Source organism: Enterobacter cloacae complex sp. 385G4 (assembly GCF_057320665.1).
Genome location: NZ_JBXWDD010000008.1, coordinates 144,722 through 167,011, shown reverse-complemented (window position 1 = coordinate 167,011; position 22,290 = coordinate 144,722). Strand labels below are relative to the sequence as shown.

24 protein-coding genes are annotated in these 22,290 nt (G+C 57.6%); 16 read left to right on the top strand and 8 right to left on the bottom strand.

The window, feature by feature from the left end; translation table 11 throughout:
* Window positions 1-16 precede the first annotated feature (16 nt).
* Window positions 17-355, top strand: coding sequence for a nitrogen regulatory protein P-II (glnB, locus tag AC2FAJ_RS18925; RefSeq protein WP_003860685.1), 339 nt, complete (start codon window positions 17-19; stop codon window positions 353-355).
* Window positions 356-406: 51 nt separating this feature from the next.
* Here the strand turns inward: glnB and hmpA are convergent, their stop codons facing one another.
* The gene (hmpA, locus tag AC2FAJ_RS18920; protein WP_041908691.1) at window positions 407-1,597 is read right to left on the bottom strand and encodes an NO-inducible flavohemoprotein; all 1,191 of its coding nucleotides are present in this window, start codon (window positions 1,595-1,597) and stop codon (window positions 407-409) included.
* Between the two features lie 303 nt (window positions 1,598-1,900).
* Here hmpA and glyA point away from each other — a divergent pair, with 303 nt between their 5' ends.
* Entirely contained in the window at window positions 1,901-3,154 is a 1,254-nt protein-coding gene (gene glyA, locus AC2FAJ_RS18915) for a serine hydroxymethyltransferase (protein ID WP_025757663.1), read from the top strand.
* Window positions 3,155-3,208: 54 nt separating this feature from the next.
* Here glyA and AC2FAJ_RS18910 read toward each other — a convergent pair whose 3' ends face one another.
* Entirely contained in the window at window positions 3,209-3,631 is a 423-nt protein-coding gene (locus AC2FAJ_RS18910) for a DoxX family protein (protein WP_028014082.1), read from the bottom strand.
* 172 nt (window positions 3,632-3,803) lie between these two features.
* Here AC2FAJ_RS18910 and AC2FAJ_RS18905 point away from each other — a divergent pair, with 172 nt between their 5' ends.
* A complete protein-coding gene (locus tag AC2FAJ_RS18905; RefSeq protein ID WP_028014081.1) occupies window positions 3,804-4,943 on the top strand; it encodes a 3-phenylpropionate MFS transporter in 1,140 nt (379 codons plus the stop codon).
* On the opposite strand, the gene csiE is transcribed toward AC2FAJ_RS18905, so the two are convergent.
* Window positions 4,944-6,221: a stationary phase inducible protein CsiE gene (gene csiE / locus AC2FAJ_RS18900; protein WP_041908697.1), complete on the bottom strand. Its 1,278-nt coding sequence runs from the start codon at window positions 6,219-6,221 to the stop codon at window positions 4,944-4,946.
* 125 nt (window positions 6,222-6,346) lie between these two features.
* Between csiE and AC2FAJ_RS18895 the strand changes: the two genes are divergently transcribed.
* Together AC2FAJ_RS18895 and AC2FAJ_RS18890 are read left to right on the top strand one after the other, a co-directional pair.
* On the top strand, window positions 6,347-6,985 hold the full coding sequence (locus AC2FAJ_RS18895; protein ID WP_028014079.1) for a DUF1007 family protein: 639 nt from the start codon (window positions 6,347-6,349) through the stop codon (window positions 6,983-6,985).
* On the top strand, window positions 6,976-7,968 hold the full coding sequence (locus tag AC2FAJ_RS18890) for a nickel/cobalt transporter (RefSeq protein WP_485454405.1): 993 nt from the start codon (window positions 6,976-6,978) through the stop codon (window positions 7,966-7,968). Before AC2FAJ_RS18895 ends, AC2FAJ_RS18890 begins: the two co-directional genes overlap by 10 nt.
* 5 nt (window positions 7,969-7,973) lie before the next feature.
* On the opposite strand, the gene suhB is transcribed toward AC2FAJ_RS18890, so the two are convergent.
* Complete coding sequence (gene suhB / locus AC2FAJ_RS18885; protein WP_028014077.1) at window positions 7,974-8,777, bottom strand: inositol-1-monophosphatase; 804 nt, start codon at window positions 8,775-8,777, stop codon at window positions 7,974-7,976.
* Window positions 8,778-8,909: 132 nt separating this feature from the next.
* On the opposite strand from suhB, the gene trmJ reads away from it, so the two are divergent.
* The 11 genes from trmJ (at window position 8,910) to sseB (ending at window position 17,632) form a co-directional block, all read left to right on the top strand.
* A complete protein-coding gene (gene trmJ / locus AC2FAJ_RS18880) occupies window positions 8,910-9,635 on the top strand; it encodes a tRNA (cytosine(32)/uridine(32)-2'-O)-methyltransferase TrmJ (RefSeq protein ID WP_028014076.1) in 726 nt (241 codons plus the stop codon).
* Window positions 9,636-9,851: 216 nt separating this feature from the next.
* Complete coding sequence (gene iscR, locus AC2FAJ_RS18875) at window positions 9,852-10,343, top strand: Fe-S cluster assembly transcriptional regulator IscR (RefSeq protein ID WP_008502158.1); 492 nt, start codon at window positions 9,852-9,854, stop codon at window positions 10,341-10,343.
* A 117-nt stretch (window positions 10,344-10,460) separates the two neighbouring features.
* The gene (gene iscS / locus AC2FAJ_RS18870) at window positions 10,461-11,675 is read left to right on the top strand and encodes a cysteine desulfurase (RefSeq protein ID WP_003860663.1); all 1,215 of its coding nucleotides are present in this window, start codon (window positions 10,461-10,463) and stop codon (window positions 11,673-11,675) included.
* A gap of 24 nt (window positions 11,676-11,699) precedes the next feature.
* Window positions 11,700-12,086, top strand: a complete 387-nt coding sequence (iscU, locus tag AC2FAJ_RS18865; protein ID WP_485454404.1) for a Fe-S cluster assembly scaffold IscU — start codon at window positions 11,700-11,702, stop codon at window positions 12,084-12,086.
* A 13-nt stretch (window positions 12,087-12,099) separates the two neighbouring features.
* On the top strand, window positions 12,100-12,423 hold the full coding sequence (iscA, locus tag AC2FAJ_RS18860; RefSeq protein WP_003860659.1) for an iron-sulfur cluster assembly protein IscA: 324 nt from the start codon (window positions 12,100-12,102) through the stop codon (window positions 12,421-12,423).
* Window positions 12,424-12,499: 76 nt separating this feature from the next.
* Window positions 12,500-13,015, top strand: coding sequence for a co-chaperone HscB (hscB, locus tag AC2FAJ_RS18855; RefSeq protein WP_045260178.1), 516 nt, complete (start codon window positions 12,500-12,502; stop codon window positions 13,013-13,015).
* 14 nt (window positions 13,016-13,029) lie between these two features.
* Window positions 13,030-14,880, top strand: a complete 1,851-nt coding sequence (hscA, locus tag AC2FAJ_RS18850; RefSeq protein WP_041908703.1) for a Fe-S protein assembly chaperone HscA — start codon at window positions 13,030-13,032, stop codon at window positions 14,878-14,880.
* 1 nt (window position 14,881) lies between these two features.
* On the top strand, window positions 14,882-15,217 hold the full coding sequence (fdx, locus tag AC2FAJ_RS18845; protein ID WP_003860652.1) for an ISC system 2Fe-2S type ferredoxin: 336 nt from the start codon (window positions 14,882-14,884) through the stop codon (window positions 15,215-15,217).
* A 1-nt stretch (window position 15,218) separates the two neighbouring features.
* Window positions 15,219-15,419 carry a Fe-S cluster assembly protein IscX gene (gene iscX, locus AC2FAJ_RS18840; RefSeq protein ID WP_003860650.1) on the top strand — a complete coding sequence of 67 codons (201 nt, stop codon included), beginning with the start codon at window positions 15,219-15,221 and terminating at the stop codon, window positions 15,417-15,419.
* Between the two features lie 53 nt (window positions 15,420-15,472).
* Complete coding sequence (gene pepB, locus AC2FAJ_RS18835; RefSeq protein ID WP_041908707.1) at window positions 15,473-16,759, top strand: aminopeptidase PepB; 1,287 nt, start codon at window positions 15,473-15,475, stop codon at window positions 16,757-16,759.
* A gap of 96 nt (window positions 16,760-16,855) precedes the next feature.
* Window positions 16,856-17,632, top strand: coding sequence for an enhanced serine sensitivity protein SseB (sseB, locus tag AC2FAJ_RS18830; protein WP_032648693.1), 777 nt, complete (start codon window positions 16,856-16,858; stop codon window positions 17,630-17,632).
* 17 nt (window positions 17,633-17,649) lie between these two features.
* Here sseB and AC2FAJ_RS18825 read toward each other — a convergent pair whose 3' ends face one another.
* The 4 genes from AC2FAJ_RS18825 to AC2FAJ_RS18810 form a co-directional block, all read right to left on the bottom strand.
* Window positions 17,650-18,420, bottom strand: coding sequence for a MurR/RpiR family transcriptional regulator (locus AC2FAJ_RS18825; protein WP_028014071.1), 771 nt, complete (start codon window positions 18,418-18,420; stop codon window positions 17,650-17,652).
* Complete coding sequence (gene sseA, locus AC2FAJ_RS18820; RefSeq protein WP_485454403.1) at window positions 18,420-19,265, bottom strand: 3-mercaptopyruvate sulfurtransferase; 846 nt, start codon at window positions 19,263-19,265, stop codon at window positions 18,420-18,422. The genes AC2FAJ_RS18825 and sseA overlap by 1 nt, the downstream gene beginning before the upstream one ends.
* Before the next feature lie 90 nt (window positions 19,266-19,355).
* Window positions 19,356-20,723, bottom strand: coding sequence for a 6-phospho-alpha-glucosidase (locus tag AC2FAJ_RS18815; RefSeq protein ID WP_041908712.1), 1,368 nt, complete (start codon window positions 20,721-20,723; stop codon window positions 19,356-19,358).
* A gap of 12 nt (window positions 20,724-20,735) precedes the next feature.
* Window positions 20,736-22,280 (bottom strand): PTS transporter subunit EIIC, encoded by a 1,545-nt coding sequence (locus tag AC2FAJ_RS18810; protein WP_041908714.1) that lies wholly within the window; start codon window positions 22,278-22,280, stop codon window positions 20,736-20,738.
* Between the last annotated feature and the right edge of the window lie 10 nt (window positions 22,281-22,290).

Sequence of the window (22,290 nt, the reverse complement as noted above, 5' to 3'; positions counted from 1 at the left end):
AGTTTAAGGACCCACCATGAAAAAGATTGATGCGATTATTAAACCTTTCAAACTGGATGATGTACGTGAAGCGCTGGCGGAAGTAGGCATCACCGGGATGACCGTGACGGAAGTGAAAGGTTTTGGTCGTCAGAAGGGCCACACCGAGCTTTATCGTGGCGCAGAGTACATGGTCGACTTTCTGCCGAAAGTGAAAATTGAAATCGTGGTCAGCGACGATATCGTCGATACCTGTGTGGATACCATTATCCGCACGGCGCAGACGGGCAAAATTGGCGACGGGAAAATCTTCGTCTTTGACGTGGCGCGCGTGATCCGTATCCGTACCGGCGAAGAAGACGACGCCGCGATTTAACCATTTGCCACCCGGCGAAAAAAAAGCCCCTCAAACGAGGGGCTTTTTGCGTTACAGCACCTTATGCGGCCCGAAACATTCGTAATGAATGTTGTCTTTATTCACGCCCAGCTCAACCAGCTGCTTCGCGGCATACTGCATAAACGCCACGGGTCCACAGACGTAGAACTGCATTTCCGGCGCGCTAAACGCCCCTTCCATCTGGCTTAAATTCATCAGTCCTTCGCTGTCAAAGCGTGCGGCAGTGCGGTCTGCCTCCGTCGGCAGGCGATACCAGGTATGCGCGGTGAAACGCGGCAGGGTCGCTCCCAGCGCTTTCACTTCATCCGCAAAGGCGTGCACGTCGCCGTTCTCCGCTGCGTGGAACCAGTTAACCTGCGCGCTGTGGTTGGCTTTCGCCAGCGTATCCAGCATCGCCAGCATTGGCGTTTGGCCTACGCCCGCGGAGATCAGCGTGACCGGGGTATTGGTTTCAATGGCCATAAAGAAGTCGCCCGCCGGCGCGGCCAGATGAACCACGTCGCCCACGCTCGCTTCGTTATGCAGCCAGTTGGATACCTGACCGCCGTCCTCGCGCTTCACCGCAATGCGGTAGCCTTTACCGTTTGGTTTGCGGGTCAGAGAGTACTGGCGGATCTCCTGGTGCGGGAAGCCTTCAGGCTTCAGCCATACGCCCAGATACTGGCCCGGCTGGTAATCGGCCACCGGCTGGCCGTCAACCGGCTCAAATTCAAAACTGGTGATAAGCGCGCTGCGCGGCGTTTTCTCGACGATACGGAAGGCGCGCGTTCCTTCCCAGCCGCCGTTCTTGCTGGCGTTTTCGCTGTAGATCTGCGCTTCACGGTTGATAAACACGTTTGCCAGCACGCCGTAGGCTTTACCCCAGGCGTCCAGCACCTCCTGGCCCGGGCTGAACATTTCGTCCAGCGTTGCCAGCAGGTGAGTGCCGACGATGTTGTACTGCTCGGGTTGGATCTGGAAGCTGGTGTGCTTCTGCGCGATTTTTTCCACCGCGGGCAGCAACGCTGCCAGGTTTTCAATATTGCTGGCGTACGCCGCGATGGCGTTGAAAAGCGCTTCACGCTGATCGCCGTTACGCTGGTTGCTCATATTGAAAATCTCTTTGAGCTCCGGATTGTGCGTGAACATGCGATCGTAGAAATGGGCGGTAAGTTTAGGACCGGTTTCCACCAGCAGGGGAATGGTGGCTTTAACGGTAGCGATGGTTTGAGCGTCGAGCATGGCAGCTTCCTTCTGATATTACCTAATGATGTATTTTAAATGCATCTTATAAAAAATACCCATGCTTTGTAAATGGTTCTTTGCAAGATGAAAAATACGCATCACAAACCTGAAAAGAAATCCGCTGGAAATAGTGAGATCTTTATTCCTCAAACCCTTGCGTGGCGTGAAGGAAAACGTTTGCGTAAAATCGTTTGTCAAGACCTGTTATCACAGAACTATTCAGTTATACTGTTGCCCGTCGTCCAACAGGACTGCCTTTTCAGGCCAAAATTTACTTGTTAGCTGAGTCAGGAGATGCGGATGTTAAAGCGTGAAATGAACATTGCCGATTATGATGCCGAACTGTGGCAGGCTATGGAGCAGGAAAAAGTACGTCAGGAAGAGCACATCGAACTGATCGCCTCCGAAAACTACACCAGCCCGCGCGTGATGCAGGCGCAGGGCTCTCAGCTGACCAACAAATACGCTGAAGGTTACCCGGGCAAGCGCTACTACGGCGGTTGCGAATACGTTGATATCGTCGAGCAGCTGGCGATCGACCGTGCGAAAGCACTCTTCGGCGCTGACTACGCGAACGTTCAGCCGCACTCCGGCTCTCAGGCTAACTTCGCTGTTTACACCGCGCTGCTGCAGCCGGGCGATACCGTTCTGGGTATGAACCTGGCGCAGGGCGGCCACCTGACTCACGGCTCCCCGGTTAACTTCTCCGGCAAACTGTACAACATCATTCCTTACGGTATTGATGAGTCCGGTAAAATTGACTACGAAGACATGGCTAAGCAGGCTAAAGAGCACAAGCCGAAGATGATCATCGGTGGCTTCTCTGCTTACTCCGGTATCGTTGACTGGGCAAAAATGCGTGAAATCGCAGACAGCATCGGCGCGTACCTGTTCGTTGACATGGCGCACGTTGCGGGCCTTATCGCCGCAGGCGTTTACCCGAACCCGGTTCCTCACGCTCACGTTGTGACCACCACTACTCACAAAACCCTGGCGGGTCCACGCGGTGGCCTGATCCTGGCGAAAGGCGGTGACGAAGAGCTGTACAAAAAACTGAACTCTGCTGTGTTCCCAAGCGCGCAGGGCGGCCCGCTGATGCACGTTATCGCCGCAAAAGCGGTCGCGCTGAAAGAAGCGATGGAGCCAGAGTTCAAGGTGTATCAGCAGCAGGTTGCTAAGAACGCCAAAGCGATGGTGGAAGTGTTCCTGAACCGTGGCTACAAAGTGGTATCCGGCGGGACTGAAAACCACCTGTTCCTGCTGGACCTGGTTGATAAGAACCTGACCGGTAAAGAAGCTGACGCTGCCCTGGGCCGCGCCAACATCACCGTGAACAAAAACAGCGTGCCAAACGATCCGAAGAGCCCGTTCGTGACCTCCGGTATCCGTATCGGTTCTCCGGCCGTGACGCGTCGCGGCTTTAAAGAAGCGGAAGTGAAAGAGCTGGCTGGCTGGATGTGTGACGTTCTGGACAACATCAATGACGAAGCGGTTATCGAGCGCGTCAAAGGTAAAGTTCTGGATATCTGCGCACGCTTCCCGGTATACGCATAATTCCTCTGCTTTGCAGAAATAAAAAAGGCCGCGCTTGCGGCCTTTTTTTATGGCTTAACGTCGGTCCAGGGAAATGGCCCCCGGTCCCACAATCGCCAGCAAAATAAACGCGCCAGCAATACTGACGTTCTTGTAGAAATTAATCATATTCGGCACAACCGCATCTCCGGTCATATCCCAGTAGTGGTGACCGATAATCGCCGTGCCCAGCGTATAGAAGACAAAGAGCACCGCGAGGGGGCGGGTGAAAAAGCCGAGCACGATCAGGATAGCGGCGGGAACCTCCATTACTACGGCGATAATGGCCGCCAGCATCGGCATGGGGGCGCCGAGCGACGTCATATACTGAACGGTGCCGCTAAAACCCGTCAGCTTGGGATAGCCAAAAATAATAAACAGGACAACGATGGCAATTCGGGCAATCAATAGCAGGAAGGAGCGTGAGGAGCCGAAATCGAAATAACGTAAGCTGTTCATGGCAAACGACCTCTTCAGGCGATGTCTTTTAAACGTAATACAATTTTGCCGCTCACGCCATACGCCGACCGGCTGTCCATGACGTTAATTTATCGTTAATTTATAGCGCGCTAACGACTTGCTAAAGTGCAGGATAAACGCCAGACTATCGCCTCCATTTCGGGAGGGATTCATGGTCTTGCATTCCACGCGCTGGCTGGCGCTCAGCTACTTCACCTACTTCTTTAGCTACGGTATTTTTCTGCCTTTCTGGAGCGTCTGGCTTAAGGGAATTGGTTTGACGCCAGAAACCATTGGCATCCTGCTGGGCGCGGGGCTGGTGGCGCGTTTCCTCGGAAGCCTGCTGATTGCCCCCCGCGTCAGCGATCCCTCCTTATTGATTAAAGCGGTGCGCATTCTGGCCCTGCTGACGCTGGTCTTCGCGGCCTGCTTCTGGGTCAGCCACCAGTTTGCCTGGCTGATGGTGGTGATGGTTGGCTTTAATCTGTTCTTCTCCCCGCTGGTGCCGCTGACGGATGCGCTGGCGAACACCTGGCAAAAGCAGATCACCATGGATTATGGCCGTGTGCGCCTCTGGGGATCGATTGCCTTCGTGATCGGCTCTGCGCTGGTGGGGAAACTGGTCAGCCTTTACGACTACCGCGCGATTCTGGCGCTGCTGAGTATCGGTATTGCCTCGATGCTGCTGGGCATGCTGCTGCGCCCGTCGGTGATGCCGCAAGGGGAGAGTCGCCATCAGGAGAGCGCCGGCTGGCCCGCCTGGCGGAGCCTGGTGGCCCAGAGCTGGCGTTTTCTGGCGTGCGTCTGTCTGCTTCAGGGGGCGCATGCGGCGTACTATGGCTTCAGCGCCATCTACTGGCAGGGGGCGGGCTACTCGGCCTCAGCGGTCGGTTACCTGTGGTCGCTGGGGGTGGTGGCAGAAGTCATTATTTTCGCCCTCAGCAAAAAGCTGTTCCGCCGCTTCGGCGCGCGCGATCTGCTGCTGCTTTCCGCGGTCTGCGGCGTGGCGCGCTGGGGGATTATGGGCTGGACGACCGAACTGCCGTGGCTGATTATGGCGCAGATCCTTCACTGCGGCACCTTCACCGTGTGCCACCTGGCGGCGATGCGCTATATCGCGGCGCGCGAGGGCGGGGACGTGATCCGTCTGCAGGCGGTCTACTCTGCGGTGGCGATGGGCGGCAGCATTGCGGTGATGACGGTCTTTGCGGGCTTTCTGTATCAGCATCTGGGACACGGCGTGTTCTGGGTCATGGCGCTGGTGGCGCTCCCGGCGATGTTTGTTCGACCGAAAGTGGCCGCGCGCGCCTGATTACGATTCCAGCATGGCGCGAATATGTTCCTGCTGCTGCGCGTTAAGTGATTCAACCGCGTGGATCAGCGGCGGCGAGAACAGCGGCAGCACGGTAGGATAGGGGGTGACAACCAGCGCGGCTTCGCGCGGTGCCCCCTCTTTCTGGAACGCCTGCAGCGTCAGATAGCGAATGTTGAGCGGCAGCAGGGTTAATTCGCGCAGCTGCTGTTCAATCACCTCCTCACAGGATTTATCCTCCCCGGTCAGCAGCACTACCTGTTTTTCATGCAGATCGGTCTCCTGCATCAGCCAGGCGCCGAAAATAACCGCTACCAGCGCCATCTCTTCATCGGAGAACCGCAGCCCAAATTCGGCTTCCAGCTCAAAGAGTGCCTCTTTCGTGGTGCGTAACAGCCGGGGATAGAGACGGTGAATTTCCTCAGGCAGGCTATTGTCGATGCCGATCTCAAACAGCGAGCGGTCCAGCGCCTGAGCCAGATGGATATACAGCTGATCGGTCAGCCCCTGCTCATCGCTGAAGTTCATCCCGGTCTGGGAGCGGAAACGGGCCACCATGCGCACAATGGCGCGGCGGAGGCGCTGATCCTGCTGGTGTTTATCAAGCACCGGATCGGGCGTGCGGAGCATCATAAACAGCAGCGCCAGAAACAGCTGCTCGTCCACGTGCGCGCCCTGCGGCACGCGCCGCTTCCAGTGACGAACAATCTCCTGCGCCGTAAAATACTCTCCCCGCGACTGGGTCCAGCTGCGCTGCGCGTGGGAAAACTGCGGCGTATTCCCTAAGTGGTGCTGGATGAGGCAGTATTGCAAGTAGAGCTGTAAGAACTGGACGTCCCGGCATTCAAACTGACGCTGCAGCTTGCGTGAGCAGAAGCCGATCAGCGCCCGCAGATTAGCATCGTCGTAGAGCGGCCGCGCGATGCCGTGCTGTTTAAGCGCAGTTTTTAAGGCTGGGGTAAACTGGTGCGAGACAAACTGCGGACAAAGGCGGAGCGCCCTGCGCAGCCAGTGCAGCAGACATAAACGCTGATTCAGGGCAGTGCCTTCAATTCGGTAGCTACCGTCATGGTGCGTGACGATATCCAGCCGGTGATAGCGCTGGATTTCATCGCGCGTCTCGGCTATATCTTGCCGTGCCATGACCTCGTCCACGCCGTTGGCAGCGATTATGCTCTGTGCGGTGACGGCAGCATCGGGCAGGTAAAGCATCAAAAGCACCTGGCAGCGGCGCTGCGAACTGGAAAGCACAGATGGAATTTCAAGCGTCGTCATCATCTGTCGGGTATCCAGTGTGAATGTTTGATAAGAATAGCTAAAGGATGGGCGCTGAAAAGCGCGCCGGCAGGCCTTTCACTCAGGATTGCTGGGGAACATCACAGAATTTTTGACGTGAGGAATTGATGCAGACAGTTAAACAAAATGCGATGGCGTTATTTTTGGCGGTTATCACCTTTACCGCCAGCGCACATCCTCACAGTTTTATCAGCCTGAAAACCGAGCTGGTCACCGACGGCACGCAGCTGAGCGGCCTGAAAATGCGCTGGACGATGGATGAAATCACCTCGGCGGATCTGCTTTATGATGCGGGTAACGCGAAGCCGGGCGACGAAATCTGGAAAAAGCTGGCGGCAGAAGTGATGGCCAACGTGCTCGGGCAGCACTACTTCACCGAGTTCTGGCATAACGGACAAAAGGTGAAGTTCCTCAATCGCCCGACAGAATACGGCATGTCCCGCGACGGACATCAGGCGGTGCTGACGTTCGTGCTTCCACTGGCGCATCCGCAGCCGCTGGCAGGACAAACCTATACGTTTTCTACCTTTGATCCAACGTACTACGTCGATATGAGCTACGCCGAGGACAGCGACGTGCAGCTTCCTGCGTCGTTGCAAAAAACCTGCAACATTACGGTTCACACCCCGAAGCCCAGCGAAGAGACGCTGAATTTTGCTGTCTCTCTTGATAAAGAGGATGCCCCACCGGAGGACATGGAACTGGGTAAACAGTTTGCGCAGAAGGTAACGTTACAATGTCAGTGATATCCTCTCCGGTACGAAAGCCGCGCCGCTGGCTGCACCTCTGGCCGCTGGCGCTTTTTCTACTGCTCGCCGTTTGCGGTTCGCTCTGGCTGTGGCAGGCCTGGCCGCAGGTGATGATGAAAAGCATCGTCTGGCAGCGTGAGGTCAACCAGCAGATGAGCGGGCTGCTGAAGGCGGTGGCGGAGAACCCGACCAAAGCGGGCGGTTCTCTGCTGGCGTTCAGCTTTATCTATGGCGTGCTGCACGCGCTGGGGCCGGGGCACGGCAAAATCGTCATCACCACCTGGCTTGCCACCCATCCGTCGAAGCTGAAATCAAGCATTGGCCTGACGCTGGCCTCTTCGCTGCTTCAGGGGGGCGTGGCGATTGCGCTGGTGGTGGTTGTGCTTTCGCTATTACAGCTTCCCGCGCGCCAGCTGCACCTGAGCAGCTTCTGGCTGGAGAAGGGCAGCTATGCGCTGGTCGGCGTGCTGGGGCTGATCCTCTGCTGGCGGGCGCTGAAAAAGCTGCGCGCGCTGCTGCAAAAGCCCAAATTCAAAACCTTTACGCCGCACCACGTTCATGATGAACACTGCGGCTGCGGGCATCAGCATCTGCCGACGCAGGAACAATTACAGAGCGGTGACGACTGGCGCGCGCGGCTGATGATAGTTCTCTCTATGGGGATGCGCCCGTGCTCGGGGGCAATCATGGTGCTGCTGTTCAGTAAAGTGATTGGCGTGTTCGGCTGGGGCATGCTCTCGGCGCTGGCGATGGCGGCAGGAACCTCTCTCACCATTTCGTCTTTGGCGTTGCTGGTTCACAGCTTCCGTCAGCTTGCGGTAAAACTCAGCGGCAATAAAACGCCGGTACTGTGGCGGCAGGTAGGATGGACAACGCTCGCGCTGGCGGGGGGAGTGATTCTGCTGGTGGCGGCGGTAACGATGTGGATGAGCGCGGCGCCGTTTAGCACCCTCTCCCCTTTGGGGAGAGGGCTGAGATGAGGAGATTAACGCTTCAGCGCATCGCTCAGCTCGTCACGCATGTTGGCCAGCATGGCTTTAACAACGCGTGGGTTACCCGCAACGATGTTGCCGGTGGTCATGTAGTTGTGGCCGCCGGTGAAGTCGCAAACAATCGCGCCTGCTTCACGTGCGATCAGCTCGCCCGCAGCGAAGTCCCACGGCTTCAGTGACAGTTCGAAGTAACCGTCAACGCGGCCGGTTGCCACGTAGGCCAGATCCAGCGCAGCAGAGCCGGTGCGACGGAAGTCCGCGCATTCGGTGAACAGCTTGCCCAGGATATTCATATAGGTGGTTGCGTGCTGCTTCGCCTTGAATGGGAAGCCGGTCGCCAGGATGGTGCCGTCCAGATCGCGTGCATTGCTGCAGCGCAGACGGTAGCCGTTCAGCTGTGCGCCCTGACCGCGGGTCGCGGTGAACAGTTCGTTACGCATTGGATCGTAAACAACGGCGACTTCAGTACGGCCTTTAATGCGTACTGCGATTGACACAGAGAAGTGTGGCAGGCGTTTAACGAAGTTGGTGGTGCCATCCAGTGGATCGATAACCCATTGAACATCCTGATCGGTACCTTCATGTTCACCGCTTTCTTCGGTGATGATGGTGTGCTGCGGGTAAGATTTGCGGATCGTTTCGATAATAATCGCTTCTGCGGCTTTATCGACGTTAGTCACGAAATCATTGCTGCCTTTCTGGCTGGTTTCTACGGAGTCTGGCGTTTCGTAGTGTTTGGCAATTACATTACCCGCCTTGCGCGCTGCGCGCACGGCGATGGTCAGCATCGGATGCATCGGTCTCTCTCACTGGATGTTAAAGAACAGGAAAATCGGCGCAGAGTATAGCAGCGGGATCGGATTATGTCTCCCGTTTATGATAATATGCCCGAATATTCTTCAGACACTGAACCCAGACATCTAAAAATTATGCTGCAAAACATTCGAATCGTGCTGGTCGAAACATCGCACACCGGCAACATGGGCTCCGTTGCCCGCGCTATGAAAACCATGGGCTTAACGAACCTGTGGCTGGTTAATCCGCTGGTGAAACCAGACTCTCAGGCTATCGCCCTGGCGGCCGGGGCCAGCGACGTGATCGGTAATGCGCAGATCGTTGATACCCTCGACGAAGCGCTGGCCGGCTGCAGCCTCGTTGTCGGCACCAGCGCGCGTTCACGCACGCTGCCGTGGCCGATGCTGGATCCGCGCGAATGCGGCCTGAAAAGCGTCTCAGAAGCAGAGCAGGCGCCGGTTGCGCTGGTGTTTGGCCGCGAGCGCGTTGGCCTGACCAACGACGAACTGCAGAAGTGCCACTACCACGTGGCAATTGCCGCCAACCCGGAATACAGCTCGCTGAACCTGGCAATGGCGGTGCAGGTAATCGCCTACGAAGTGCGCATGGCCTGGCTGGCGACGCAGGAGAAGCAGGCAGAACCGAAAGAAGAGACGGCCTACCCGCTGGTGGACGACCTTGAGCGTTTCTACGGTCACCTGGAGCAGACGCTGCTCGCTACCGGCTTCATCCGTGAAGGCCACCCTGGCCAGGTGATGAATAAGCTGCGCCGCATGTTTACCCGCGCGCGTCCGGAAAGCCAGGAGCTGAACATCCTGCGCGGAATTCTGGCGTCGATTGAGCAGAAGAATAAAGAGTAGTGCCGATTTCCCCCTCTCCCCGTGGGAGAGGGTTGGGGTGAGGGCATCAGGCCGCACCTATATTATGAAGGCACAGAAGGTTAAATACCTGACTAAAACAGTCAAGTAAATAGTTGACCATTTTAGTCAGGAATGTCAGACTTGGCCCTGCTATGCAATACCCCCATTTTACAATAAAAAACCCCGGGCAGGGGCGAGTTTGAGGTTAAGTAAGACATGAGACTGACATCTAAAGGGCGTTATGCCGTGACCGCGATGCTGGACGTTGCGCTCAACTCCGAAGCGGGCCCGGTTCCGTTGGCTGATATTTCTGAACGACAAGGGATCTCCCTCTCTTACCTGGAACAGCTGTTCTCCAGACTGCGTAAAAATGGACTGGTGTCCAGCGTTCGTGGCCCGGGCGGCGGTTATCTGCTGGGTAAAGACGCGGGCAGTATTGCGGTTGGCGAAGTGATTAGCGCGGTGGATGAATCCGTTGACGCAACCCGTTGCCAGGGTAAAGGCGGCTGCCAGGGCGGCGATAAGTGCCTGACCCACGCGCTGTGGCGCGATCTGAGCGACCGTCTGACCGGCTTCCTGAACAACATCACCCTCGGTGAACTGGTCAATAATCAGGAAGTTCTGGACGTATCAGGTCGTCAGCACAGCCATGATTCACAACGCAGCACCCGCGCGCAGGACGCTATCGACGTCAAATTACGCGCGTAATAAAACGATAAGTATTTCAGAATCAGGCCGGGGTGGTCACACCCCGCGTACTCGGTCGTACATCCAGCCGGTTGCCTGATTCCTTGCATTGAAGCGATGTACGGAGTTTATAGAGCAATGAAATTACCGATTTATCTCGACTACTCCGCAACCACGCCGGTGGACCCGCGTGTTGCCGAGAAAATGATGCAGTGTCTGACCCTGGACGGAAACTTTGGTAACCCAGCTTCCCGTTCACACCGTTTTGGCTGGCATGCTGAAGAGGCGGTTGATATCGCCCGTAATCAGATTGCTGACCTGGTCGGTGCCGACCCGCGTGAGATTGTTTTCACCTCCGGTGCGACCGAATCCGACAACCTGGCGATCAAAGGTGCAGCCAACTTTTATCAGAAAAAAGGCAAGCACATCATCACCAGCAAAACCGAACACAAAGCCGTGCTGGACACCTGCCGTCAGCTGGAGCGTGAAGGTTTCGAAGTGACCTATCTGGCGCCGCAGAGCAACGGTATTATTGACCTGAAAGAGCTCGAAGCGGCGATGCGTGACGACACCATCCTGGTCTCCATCATGCACGTTAATAACGAAATCGGCGTCGTTCAGGACATCGCCACCATCGGCGAAATGTGCCGCGCGCGCGGTATCATCTACCACGTGGACGCGACCCAGAGCGTGGGTAAACTGCCTATCGACCTCAGCCAGCTGAAAGTAGACCTGATGTCCTTCTCCGGCCACAAAATCTATGGCCCGAAAGGGATCGGCGCGCTGTACGTTCGTCGTAAGCCACGTATCCGCATCGAGGCACAGATGCACGGCGGCGGTCACGAGCGCGGCATGCGTTCCGGTACGCTGCCTGTTCACCAGATCGTGGGCATGGGCGAAGCGTACCGCATTGCGAAAGAAGAGATGGAAACCGAGATGGCGCGCCTGCGCACGCTGCGTAACCGTCTGTGGGACGGCGTGAAAGATATGGAAGAAGTGTATCTGAACGGCGATCTCGAGCAGGGCGCGCCGAACATCCTCAACGTCAGCTTCAACTATGTTGAAGGCGAATCGCTGATCATGGCGCTGAAAGACCTGGCCGTTTCTTCCGGTTCTGCCTGTACGTCTGCAAGCCTGGAGCCATCCTACGTGCTGCGCGCGCTGGGTATGACTGACGAGCTGGCACACAGCTCTATCCGTTTCTCTTTAGGTCGTTTCACTACCGAAGAAGAGATTGACTACACCATCAAGCTGGTTCGTAACTCCATTGGCCGTCTGCGCGACCTTTCTCCACTGTGGGAAATGTTCAAGCAGGGCGTGGATCTGAACAGCATTGAATGGTCACATCACTAATCGGTATATAAGGAGAATTCAATCATGGCATACAGCGAAAAAGTTATCGATCATTACGAGAACCCGCGCAACGTTGGCTCTTTTGACAACAGCGATGAATCTGTCGGTAGCGGCATGGTTGGTGCGCCGGCGTGTGGCGACGTAATGAAGTTGCAGATTAAAGTCAACAATGCAGGTATCATTGAAGACGCGCGCTTCAAGACCTACGGCTGCGGTTCTGCAATTGCGTCCAGCTCCCTGGTCACCGAGTGGGTGAAGGGCAAGTCTCTGGACGAAGCACAGGCAATTAAGAACACGGATATTGCTGAAGAACTCGAACTGCCGCCGGTGAAAATTCACTGTTCAATTCTGGCAGAAGACGCGATCAAAGCCGCCATTGCGGATTACAAAAGCAAACGTGAAGCAAAATAATTGAGGTTTGAGTATGTCGATTACCCTTAGCGACAGCGCTGCCGCGCGAGTAAGCTCTTTTCTGGCGAACCGTGGTAAAGGCTTTGGCCTGCGACTGGGCGTACGTACCTCCGGCTGTTCTGGTATGGCTTACGTACTGGAGTTTGTTGACGAGCCGGCGTCTGATGACACCGTGTTTGAAGACAAGGGCGTGAAGGTGGTGGTCGATGGCAAAAGCCTGCAATTTCTCAACGGCACTCAGTTGGACTTCGTAAAAGAAGGCCTGAACGAAGGGTTCAAATTCACGAACCCGAACGTCAAAGACGAGTGTGGTTGCGGCGAAAGCTTCCACGTTTAACCGCGCGTCATCCGAAACCCCACCGTGGCTTTGCTGCGCGTGGGGTTTGTTCTAACAGGCTACCCCTGAGATTGTTATGGATTACTTCACTCTCTTCGGACTACCCGCTCAATACCCGATCGATCTTCAGGCGCTGACGGTCCGTTTTCAGGATCTGCAGCGTCAGTATCATCCGGATAAATTCGCCAGCGGGACGCAGGCAGAGCAGCTGGCTGCGGTATCGCACTCCGCGACCATCAACCAGGCCTGGCAGACGCTGCGCCATCCGCTGGCGCGTGCAGAATATCTGCTCTCGCTCCACGGCTTCGATCTGGCGAGCGAACAGCACACCGTGCGCGACACCGCGTTTCTGATGGAACAGCTGGAGCTGCGCGAAGAGCTGGATGAGATTGAACAGGCCAAAGACGAAGCGCGTCTGGAACGTTTTATCACGCGCGTGAAGGGCATGTTCGATACCCGCCATCAGCAGATGGTGGAGCAACTGAACAACGAGACCTGGGACGTGGCGGCAGACACTGTGCGCAAACTCCGTTTTCTCGATAAACTGCGAAGCAGCGCTGAACAACTCGAAGAAAAGCTGCTCGATTTTTAATTTCGGAAGCAATTATGGCCTTATTACAAATTAGTGAGCCTGGCTTAAGCGCCGCACCGCACCAGCGTCGTCTGGCGGTCGGTATTGACCTGGGCACCACCAATTCCCTCGTGGCGACCGTGCGCAGCGGCCAGGCGGAAACGCTGGCCGACGAGCAGGGCCGCCATCTGCTGCCTTCCGTGGTCCACTACCAGCAGCAGGGTCACGCGGTCGGCTATGACGCCCGCGCCAACGCCGCGCGCGATCCGGCCAACACCATCAGCTCCGTAAAGCGCATGATGGGCCGCTCGCTGGCCGATATCCAGACCCGCTACCCGCACCTGCCGTATCAGCTGCAGGCCAGTGAAAACGGCCTGCCGATGATCGCGACCGTGGCCGGCCTGCTGAACCCAATTCGCGTGTCTGCTGACATCCTCAAAGCGCTGGCGGCGCGCGCGACGGCGACGCTTGGCGGCGATCTGGACGGCGTAGTGATCACCGTTCCGGCCTATTTTGACGACGCACAGCGACAGGGCACCAAAGACGCCGCGCGTCTGGCGGGCCTGCACGTGCTGCGCCTGCTGAACGAACCGACGGCGGCGGCGATTGCCTACGGCCTCGACTCCGGTCAGGAAGGGGTGATTGCGGTTTACGACCTCGGCGGCGGTACCTTTGATATTTCTATCCTGCGCCTGAGCCGCGGCGTGTTTGAAGTGCTGGCGACCGGCGGGGATTCCGCGCTCGGCGGCGATGATTTCGACCATCTGCTGGCGGACTACATCCGCGATCAGGCGGGCATCAGCGATCGCAGCGATGCGCGCGTTCAGCGCGAACTGCTGGATGCGGCCATCGACGCCAAAATTGCGCTGAGCGATGCGCAGTCGGTCAGCGTTAATGTCGCAGGCTGGCAGGGTGAAATCACCCGCGACCAGTTCAGCGAGCTGATTGCGCCTCTGGTTAAACGCACCCTGCTGGCCTGCCGTCGCGCATTGAAGGATGCGGGCGTGGAGGCTGACGAGGTGCTGGAAGTGGTCATGGTGGGCGGCTCAACGCGCGTGCCGCTGGTGCGCGAGCGCGTGGGCGAATTCTTTGGCCGCACGCCGCTGACCTCCATCGACCCGGACAAAGTGGTTGCCGTCGGCGCCGCTATCCAGGCCGATATTCTGGTTGGCAACAAGCCGGACAGTGAAATGCTGCTGCTGGACGTCATCCCGCTGTCTCTCGGTTTAGAAACCATGGGCGGCCTGGTGGAGAAAGTGATCCCGCGTAACACCACCATTCCGGTGGCGCGTGCGCAGGAGTTCACCACCTTCAAAGACGGCCAGACCGCGATGTCCATCCACGTGATGCAGGGCGAGCGCGAACTGGTGCAGGACTGCCGCTCTCTGGCGCGCTTTGCGCTGCGCGGCATCCCGGCGCTGCCAGCTGGCGGGGCGCATATCCGCGTGACCTTCCAAGTAGATGCGGACGGCCTGCTGAGCGTCACGGCGATGGAAAAATCGACCGGCGTGGAGTCGTCCATCCAGGTGAAGCCGTCCTACGGCCTGACCGATGGCGAAATCGCCTCCATGATCCAGGATTCAATGAGCTACGCCGAGCAGGATGTGAAGGCGCGTATGCTGGCTGAGCAGAAAGTTGAAGCCGCACGCGTGCTGGAAAGTCTGAACGGGGCGCTCGCTGCCGATGCCGCGCTGTTAAGCGCCGCCGAGCGTCAGGTGATTGACGAGGCTGCCGCGCGCTTACGCGCAGTCGCCGAAGGCAATGACGCTGACGCAATAGAAGAAGCCATTAAAAACGTTGATAAACAAACCCAGGACTTCGCTGCTCGCCGCATGGACAAATCTGTCCGCGTCGCGCTGAAAGGCCAGTCCGTGGACGAGGTTTAATATGCCAAAGATTGTTATTTTGCCTCATGCGGACCTCTGTCCGGATGGCGCTGTTCTGGAAGCGAAGACCGGTGAAACCATTCTCGATGTTGCCCTGCGTGCAGGTATCGAAGTGGAACACGCCTGTGAAAAATCCTGTGCCTGCACCACCTGCCACTGCATCGTGCGTGAAGGTTTCGACTCTCTCGCCGAGAGCACCGAAGACGAAGACGACATGCTGGATAAAGCATGGGGTCTGGAGCCAGACAGCCGTCTGAGCTGCCAGGCCGCGGTGACCGATGAAGATCTGGTTGTGGAATTCCCACGCTACACCATCAACCACGCACGCGAGCATTAATATGGGACTGAAGTGGACAGACAGCCGTGAAATCGGCGAAGCGCTCTACGACGCGAACCCGGATCTCGATCCCAAAACCGTACGATTCACCGACATGCACCAGTGGATCTGCGATTTAGAGGATTTCGACGACGATCCAAACGCATCCAATGAAAAAATTCTGGAGGCGATTCTGTTAGTCTGGTTAGATGAAGCAGAGTAAATCACTTAACGGGCTGCCTTCAGGCGGCCCGTTTGCTAATAAGGATAAATAAAATGACCGAAGCGATGAAGATTACGCTCTCTACGCAGCCCGCCGACGCGCGCTGGGGCGAGAAAGCCAGCTACAGCATCAACAACGACGGTATCACCCTGCACCTGACGGGCAAAGATGATTTAGGTCTGATCCAGCGCGCCGCGCGTAAAATTGACGGCCTGGGCATTAAGCATGTCTCGCTGGAAGGCGAAGGTTGGGATACTGACCGCAGCTGGGCGTTCTGGGCGGGCTACAAAGGCCCGAAAGGCACCCGTAAAATTGAGTGGGCGAACCTCGATGAAGCCGGTCAGAAAGAACTGGAAAGCCGCCTGAAAATTATCGACTGGGTGCGCGACACCATTAACGCCCCGGCGGAGGAGTTAGGCCCTGAGCAACTGGCGCAGCGTGCGGTTGACCTGCTGTGCGGCGTGGCGGGGGATAACATGTCCTACCGCATCACCAAAGGTGAAGATCTGCGCGAGCAGAACTACATGGGCATTCATACCGTGGGCCGTGGCTCCGAACGTCCTCCGGTCCTGCTGGCGCTGGATTACAACCCAACCGGCGATAAAGAAGCGCCTGTCTTTGCCTGCCTGGTCGGTAAAGGTATCACCTTCGACACCGGCGGCTACAGCCTGAAGCAAAGCGCGTTCATGGACTCCATGAAGTCCGACATGGGCGGCGCGGCCACCATCACCGGCGCGCTGGCGTTTGCCATCACCCGCGGTCTGAACAAGCGCGTGAAGCTCTACCTGTGCTGCGCGGACAACATGGTGAGCGGTAACGCCTTCAAGCTGGGCGACATCATTCGCTACCGTAACGGTAAAAATGTCGAAGTGATGAACACTGACGCCGAAGGCCGTCTGGTGCTGGCCGATGGCCTGATCGACGCCTCTGCCCAGAAGCCAGAGCTGATTATCGACATGGCGACCCTGACCGGCGCGGCGAAAACCGCTCTGGGCAACGACTACCACGCGCTGTTCAGCTTTGACGACAAGCTGGCCGCTCGCCTGCTGGCAAGCGCGGCTGCGGAAAACGAACCGTTCTGGCGTCTGCCGCTGGCCGAGTTCCACCGCAGCCAGCTGCCGTCTAACTTTGCCGAGCTGAATAACACCGCGAGCGCGGCGTACCCGGCGGGTGCAAGTACCGCAGCAGGCTTCCTGTCGCACTTCGTTGAGAACTATCACGAAGGCTGGCTGCACATCGACTGCTCCGCAACCTACCGTAAGGCGGCAGTTGAGCAGTGGTCCGCGGGTGCGACCGGTCTGGGCGTGCGTACCGTGGCGAACCTGCTGACGGCTGAGTGATCTTTTTTGCCCGGCGGCGCTGCGCTTGCACGGGCCTGTGGTTTTGTAGGCCGGGTAAGCAAAGCGCCACCCGGCGTTTATTGAAGTAGCCAAACTATGTCAGATACCAAAAACGAATTAGAAACCCTGCTGGAACAGGCGGCGACCGAGCCCGCCCACCGTCCGGCATTTTTCCGCACGCTACTGGAATCCACCGTCTGGGTACCGGGCACCGCGGCGGAAGGTGAGCAGGTTGTCGAAGACAGCGCGCTGGATCTGCTGCACTGGGAGAAAGATGACGGCACGTCGGTTATCCCGTTCTTCACTTCATTGGAAGCGTTGCAGGAAGCGGTAGAAGATGAACAGGCGTTCGTGGTGATGCCGGTGCGCACGCTGTTCGAAATGACGCTGGGCCAGACGCTGTTCCTTAACGCTAAGCTGCCAACCGGGAAAGAGTTCACCCCGCGCGAGATCAGCCACCTGATTGGTGAAGAGGGCAATCCGCTCAGCACGCAGGAAGTGCTGGAAGGGGGCGAAACGCTGCTGCTATCTGAGGTGGCCGAGCCGCCTGCGCAGATGATCGATTCCCTGACGACGCTGTTCAAAACGCTCAAGCCCGTCAGGCGCGCGTTTCTCTGCTCCATTAAAGAGCGCGCGGACGAAAAGCCGGTGCTGTTGATCGGTATTGAAGCCGATGGCGATTTCGACGAGATCGTTCAGGCGGCGGGAAGCGTGGCCACCGACACGCTACCGGGCGATGAGCCGATTGATATCTGTCAGGTGAAAAACGGTGAGAAGGGCATCAGCCATTTTATTACCGAGCACATCACGCCGTTCTATGAGCGTCGCTGGGGCGGCTTCCTGCGCGATCTCAAGACCAACCGCATCATCTGATTACGGCGGGGTGAATGTCACCCCGTTGCCTCCAGCAGCAGTAAATCCATCAGCAGCACCAGATTCGACTCAAACGACGTCACGCCCGCGGCTTCGGCAGCGAAGTGCACCGCCTCGTCATACAGCGCAAAGTGCACGTCCGCCATGCCCGCCAGCGTATTGGCCGAGGCGCGGGTAAAGGCGACGACCGTCATGCCGACGTTTTTGGCAATCCGCGCCTTATCCAGCACCTGTTCCGTTTCGCCGCTGCGGGAGACGGCAATAAATACCTGATAACGCGCAGCGTTGCTGAGAAAAATGTTTCGGCTGTCCCCCGGCCCGGAGATGAACGCCGTTTTGCCCAACACCTGCAGCTTCTTGGTCAGGTATTCGGCAAAGAGATAGGAAAACCCGGCCCCGTAGAGAAAAAAGCTCTCTTTCTGCCGCAGCAGGTCGGCGAACTGCTGGCGCTTCTCCTGCGTGATCCACTGGAAGGTGTGCTGATAGTTAGCGATAAACTGATTAAACAGCGCCGGGAGCTCAGGAAGGGATTGCGCCTGAGCGGCAATATGCGGCGTGTCGGAGAGCAACTGCTTGCAGTGCCAGATAAACTCACTAAAGCCGCTAAACCCCAGCTTCTGACACAGCCGCATAATGGTGGCGGTAGAAACAAACGTCGCCTGCGCCAGTTCGCGCACCGTGATGTTGCCCACCAGCAGCGGATGCTCCGTCAGGTGGGCGAGGACGCGATACTCCGCGCGGGTCAGGGACGCCCCGCGCGTTAACAGCGTGGCCAGGCGGTTATCCATTATTTCGCCGGTTCAACTGGCAGATCGTCACGCGCCCCCCATTCGCTCCAGGCGCCGTCGTAGAGCGTAACGTCGTTGACGCCGAGGGTGGCGAGCGCCAGGATCACCACGCAGGCCGTCACGCCGGAGCCGCAGCTGGCAATAATCGGGCGATGTAAATCCACGCCCGCGCGGTCAAAAATGGCACGCAGCTCGTCGGTAGTTTTCAGCTCGCCCTCAAACACCAGGTCGCCCCACGGCACGTTCAGCGCACCTGGAATATGGCCTCGTCTCAGCCCTGGACGTGGTTCATCCGCTTCAGCGTTAAAGCGTGGTGCAGGGCGCGCATCGACGATTTGCGCCGTCTTTTCATGGCTCGCGACCAGTACGTCGGTCAGGCGCTTCACCACGTTAGCGTCGAACGTCGCGTCGAACTCGCCTTCCGGCAGCGTCACGTCGCCCTGCTGGAGCGGCAGCTCGTCACGCTTCCAGCCCGCCAGACCGCCCGCCAGAATCGAGACTTTTTCCACGCCAAACTGTTTCAGCATCCACCATGCGCGCGGCGCGGAGAACAGATTGCCTTCATCGTAAACAACAAGATGTTTGTCTTTGCTGACGCCCAGCTCGCGCATCGCCACGGAAAACGCTTCCGGACGCGGCAGCATGTGCGGCAGGGGAGAGGTATGATCGGAGAGGGCTTCGATATCAAAAAATACCGCGCCAGGCAGATGCCCTGCGCGGTATTCACCGGGAACGTCACGATGTTCCTGGCCCGGCGGGGCCATACGCGCGTCAATAATCTGGACATCCGGATCGTCGCCGTGCTCAATCAGCCAGTCGGCGGCGACAAAATATGAGGTGGACATGGGTTGCCTCCATTCTTTTCCGTAAAAAAGGATTGTCGGTGTTTTTTCTGACACCGACAAGCAAACCACGTTCAACTCGCGAGCAAGCCCCTATTTTTTCACCGTTTCGCCGTCCTGCCAGGCTTTTTGCAGCGCAGGCCAGTAGTCGCGGTTGGCTTCTATCATTTCATCCAGAATCGCTTTTGCGTGCTCCATGGTGGGCACGGTGCGGTTGAGGGTGAACGCCTGAAGCGCTTTCTCATAGCTGCCTTCGATGGTCGCCTCTACGAGCAGCTGTTCAGACGCCAGCTGCTGTTGCAGCAGGGTCTGGTGGAACAGCGGTACCAGCCCCACGCGCACAGGCTCCGGCCCTTCGGAGGTGATATAGGCGGGTACTTCCACCACCGCATCATAAGGCAGGTTGGTAATCGCCCCGCGGTTCTCCACCATTACCAGATGGCGTTGGCGCAGGTTAAAGGCCAGCGAGCAGGCGACATCGACGATAAACTCGCCGTGAACGCCCACGTGGAAGGCATCCGGTAAAATCCCGGTGCGCTTGTACTCTTCAGCAGCAGCAAAAAGTTTTTTCTCACGCCCGTTCATCACTTCATTGGCGCGGGTATAGTCCGGGTTCTGATGCTCCACAATCTGGTTCGGCATCAGGTAGTACTGCAGGTACGGGTTCGGCAGGTACTCAGGGAAGTTATCCATAATCGGCTTGATGTTGCGCCAGGTTTTAACCCACGAAGGATCCGAGTGCTGCGGATCGGTTTTTGCGGCATCTTCCGTCAGCAGGCCAAACTTCGCGATATGTTTACGCAGCTCCGGTAATTTGTCCTCGCCGTCCACCAGCACGCGGGTAAACCAGCCGAAGTGGTTCAGGCCAAAGTAGTCCACCTCCAGTTTGCGACGATCGACACCCAGAATGGCTCCCATATTACGCATCGCCGCGACCGGCATATCGCAGATGTTCAGCACGCGAGCATTTGGTCGCAGGCGTCGCACGCCCTCCGCGACGATCGCCGCCGGGTTGGAGTAGTTCACGATCCAGGCTTTCTCATGCGCGTAACGATCCACCAGATCGATAAGCTCGACCATTGGCAGGATCGTGCGCAGTCCGTAGGCCAGCCCGCCGGGGCCGCAGGTCTCCTGGCCGACGACGCCGTGACGCAGCGGGATCTTCTCATCCTGCTCGCGCATTTTGTACTGGCCGACGCGCATCTGGGCGAAAACGAAATGCGCGCCGCTGAAGGCCACTTCCGGGTCACTGGTGACGGTAAATTTGATGCTCTGGCTGTGGTCGCGAATCACTTTCTCAACCACCGGCGCAATGGTGTTCTGACGCGCCTCGTCAATGTCATAGAGGCGGATTTCGGCCAGCGGGAAATCCTGCAGGCGCACCATCAGGCTTTTCACAATTCCCGGCGTGTAAGTGCTGCCGCCGCCGGCAATCGACAGAATGAATGGGGGTGTAAACATCTTTAGCTCCTTTCAGAGAAACGTCTCAACGGCTTCTCGCATTTTTTTGACGTGCAGCCCGTAGACCACCTGAACGTTGTTACCTTGTTTGATAACCCCTTTCGCGCCGGTCGCCTTCAGGCGCGGCTCGTCGATGATGGCAACATCCTTCACCGTGACGCGTAAGCGGGTGTAGCAGTTATCCACAACCTCAATATTTTCCCGGCCGCCCAGGCCCACCACGATGGACTCGCCCAGCCCGTCGTTATTGCCTTTCGCCTGGTACTCCTGCTTGCTGTAGAGGCGTGTCTCCTGATCTTCATCCTCACGGCCCGGCGTTTTCATGTTGAAACGCAGGATCAGGAAGCGGAACACCACGAAGTAGAGGGCAAACATGATCAGCCCAACCACGATGTACATCGGCCAGTTGGATTTCTCGGTGCCGAGCGGCAGGTTGTAGAGAATGAAATCGATAATCCCGTTGGCGCCGATGGCATGAACGCCCAGCAGCGAGAACAGCATCATGCCAATACCGGTCAGGACCGCATGCACCACGAACAGCAGCGGGGCGACGAACAGGAAGGAGAATTCAATCGGTTCGGTCACGCCGACCAGCAGCGAGGTCAGCGCCGCCGGGATCAGAATGGCTTTCGCAACGGCTTTACGCTCCGGCTTCGCGGTCATGTACATCGCCAGCGCGGCGGCGGGCAGGCCGAACATCTTGCTGATGCCGCGCGCGTCCCACACTACCGTGCTGCTGAGCTGCTTCACGTCCGGGCAGGCCATCTCGGCGAAGTAGATATTGCGCGCCCCCTGATAAGCCGTGCCGCACACCTCCTGCGTGCCCCCCAGTTCGGTATACAGGAACGGCGTATAAACCAGATGGTGCAGGCCGGTCGGCACCAGAATGCGCTCAAGGAAACCGTAGATCGCCACCCCGAACGGGCCGGAGCCTTTAATTGCCAGCGCCAGGGCGCTAATGCCGTGCTGGGCAAACGGCCAGAGTTCGCTCATTACCACGCCGAGCAGCATAGAGACGGGCAACATGACAATCGCCACAAAACAGTGGCCGGAGTAAATCGCCATCGCGCCGTTAAACTGTACGCCGGAGTATTTGTTATACAGGTAACCGGAGAGCGCCCCGGTCAGGATCCCGGCGAAAACGCCCATCTCCAGAACCTGAACGCCCAGCACCATGCTTTGCCCCGCAGCTTTCATCTGCTCAGCGGGGGCCAGTTCGCCCTGCAGCTGCAGCGTCACGTTCATGGCGTTGATAAACACCACGAAAGTCACCAGACCAATCAGCGCCGCGTAGCCTTTATCGCGCGTCGCCAGACCAATCGGGATCCCGACGGCAAACACCAGCGCCAGGTTGACCAGCACCGACACGGCAGATTTGGCGATCAGCTGGCCGATACTCTGGATAAGCGGATGACCAAGGAACGGCAGGTATTCGGCCAGGTTACCGTTGCCCAGCACATTGCCAAAGGCGATAAACAGACCGACAATCGGTAAGATAAGTACCGGTCCGTATAATGATTTTCCGAAATTTTGTAGGGCGTTCACGGCTCGTTTCATGGCTTTCTCT

What these genes read in the sequence shown, in the direction of transcription:
- suhB (WP_028014077.1), bottom strand. Translation starts at nt 8,777, where the DNA reads ATGCATCCGATGCTGACCATCGCCGTGCGCGCAGCGCGCAAGGCGGGT.
- csiE (WP_041908697.1), bottom strand. Translation starts at nt 6,221, where the DNA reads ATGATGACGACGCTTGAAATTCCATCTGTGCTTTCCAGTTCGCAGCGC.
- iscS (WP_003860663.1), top strand. Translation starts at nt 10,461, where the DNA reads ATGAAATTACCGATTTATCTCGACTACTCCGCAACCACGCCGGTGGAC.
- sseB (WP_032648693.1), top strand. Translation starts at nt 16,856, where the DNA reads ATGTCAGATACCAAAAACGAATTAGAAACCCTGCTGGAACAGGCGGCG.
- glnB (WP_003860685.1), top strand. Translation starts at nt 17, where the DNA reads ATGAAAAAGATTGATGCGATTATTAAACCTTTCAAACTGGATGATGTA.
- hscA (WP_041908703.1), top strand. Translation starts at nt 13,030, where the DNA reads ATGGCCTTATTACAAATTAGTGAGCCTGGCTTAAGCGCCGCACCGCAC.
- AC2FAJ_RS18905 (WP_028014081.1), top strand. Translation starts at nt 3,804, where the DNA reads ATGGTCTTGCATTCCACGCGCTGGCTGGCGCTCAGCTACTTCACCTAC.
- iscA (WP_003860659.1), top strand. Translation starts at nt 12,100, where the DNA reads ATGTCGATTACCCTTAGCGACAGCGCTGCCGCGCGAGTAAGCTCTTTT.
- sseA (WP_485454403.1), bottom strand. Translation starts at nt 19,265, where the DNA reads ATGTCCACCTCATATTTTGTCGCCGCCGACTGGCTGATTGAGCACGGC.
- iscX (WP_003860650.1), top strand. Translation starts at nt 15,219, where the DNA reads ATGGGACTGAAGTGGACAGACAGCCGTGAAATCGGCGAAGCGCTCTAC.
- AC2FAJ_RS18910 (WP_028014082.1), bottom strand. Translation starts at nt 3,631, where the DNA reads ATGAACAGCTTACGTTATTTCGATTTCGGCTCCTCACGCTCCTTCCTG.
- AC2FAJ_RS18895 (WP_028014079.1), top strand. Translation starts at nt 6,347, where the DNA reads ATGCAGACAGTTAAACAAAATGCGATGGCGTTATTTTTGGCGGTTATC.
- pepB (WP_041908707.1), top strand. Translation starts at nt 15,473, where the DNA reads ATGACCGAAGCGATGAAGATTACGCTCTCTACGCAGCCCGCCGACGCG.
- iscU (WP_485454404.1), top strand. Translation starts at nt 11,700, where the DNA reads ATGGCATACAGCGAAAAAGTTATCGATCATTACGAGAACCCGCGCAAC.
- AC2FAJ_RS18890 (WP_485454405.1), top strand. Translation starts at nt 6,976, where the DNA reads ATGTCAGTGATATCCTCTCCGGTACGAAAGCCGCGCCGCTGGCTGCAC.
- AC2FAJ_RS18825 (WP_028014071.1), bottom strand. Translation starts at nt 18,420, where the DNA reads ATGGATAACCGCCTGGCCACGCTGTTAACGCGCGGGGCGTCCCTGACC.
- trmJ (WP_028014076.1), top strand. Translation starts at nt 8,910, where the DNA reads ATGCTGCAAAACATTCGAATCGTGCTGGTCGAAACATCGCACACCGGC.
- glyA (WP_025757663.1), top strand. Translation starts at nt 1,901, where the DNA reads ATGTTAAAGCGTGAAATGAACATTGCCGATTATGATGCCGAACTGTGG.
- AC2FAJ_RS18810 (WP_041908714.1), bottom strand. Translation starts at nt 22,280, where the DNA reads ATGAAACGAGCCGTGAACGCCCTACAAAATTTCGGAAAATCATTATAC.
- AC2FAJ_RS18815 (WP_041908712.1), bottom strand. Translation starts at nt 20,723, where the DNA reads ATGTTTACACCCCCATTCATTCTGTCGATTGCCGGCGGCGGCAGCACT.
- hscB (WP_045260178.1), top strand. Translation starts at nt 12,500, where the DNA reads ATGGATTACTTCACTCTCTTCGGACTACCCGCTCAATACCCGATCGAT.
- iscR (WP_008502158.1), top strand. Translation starts at nt 9,852, where the DNA reads ATGAGACTGACATCTAAAGGGCGTTATGCCGTGACCGCGATGCTGGAC.
- fdx (WP_003860652.1), top strand. Translation starts at nt 14,882, where the DNA reads ATGCCAAAGATTGTTATTTTGCCTCATGCGGACCTCTGTCCGGATGGC.
- hmpA (WP_041908691.1), bottom strand. Translation starts at nt 1,597, where the DNA reads ATGCTCGACGCTCAAACCATCGCTACCGTTAAAGCCACCATTCCCCTG.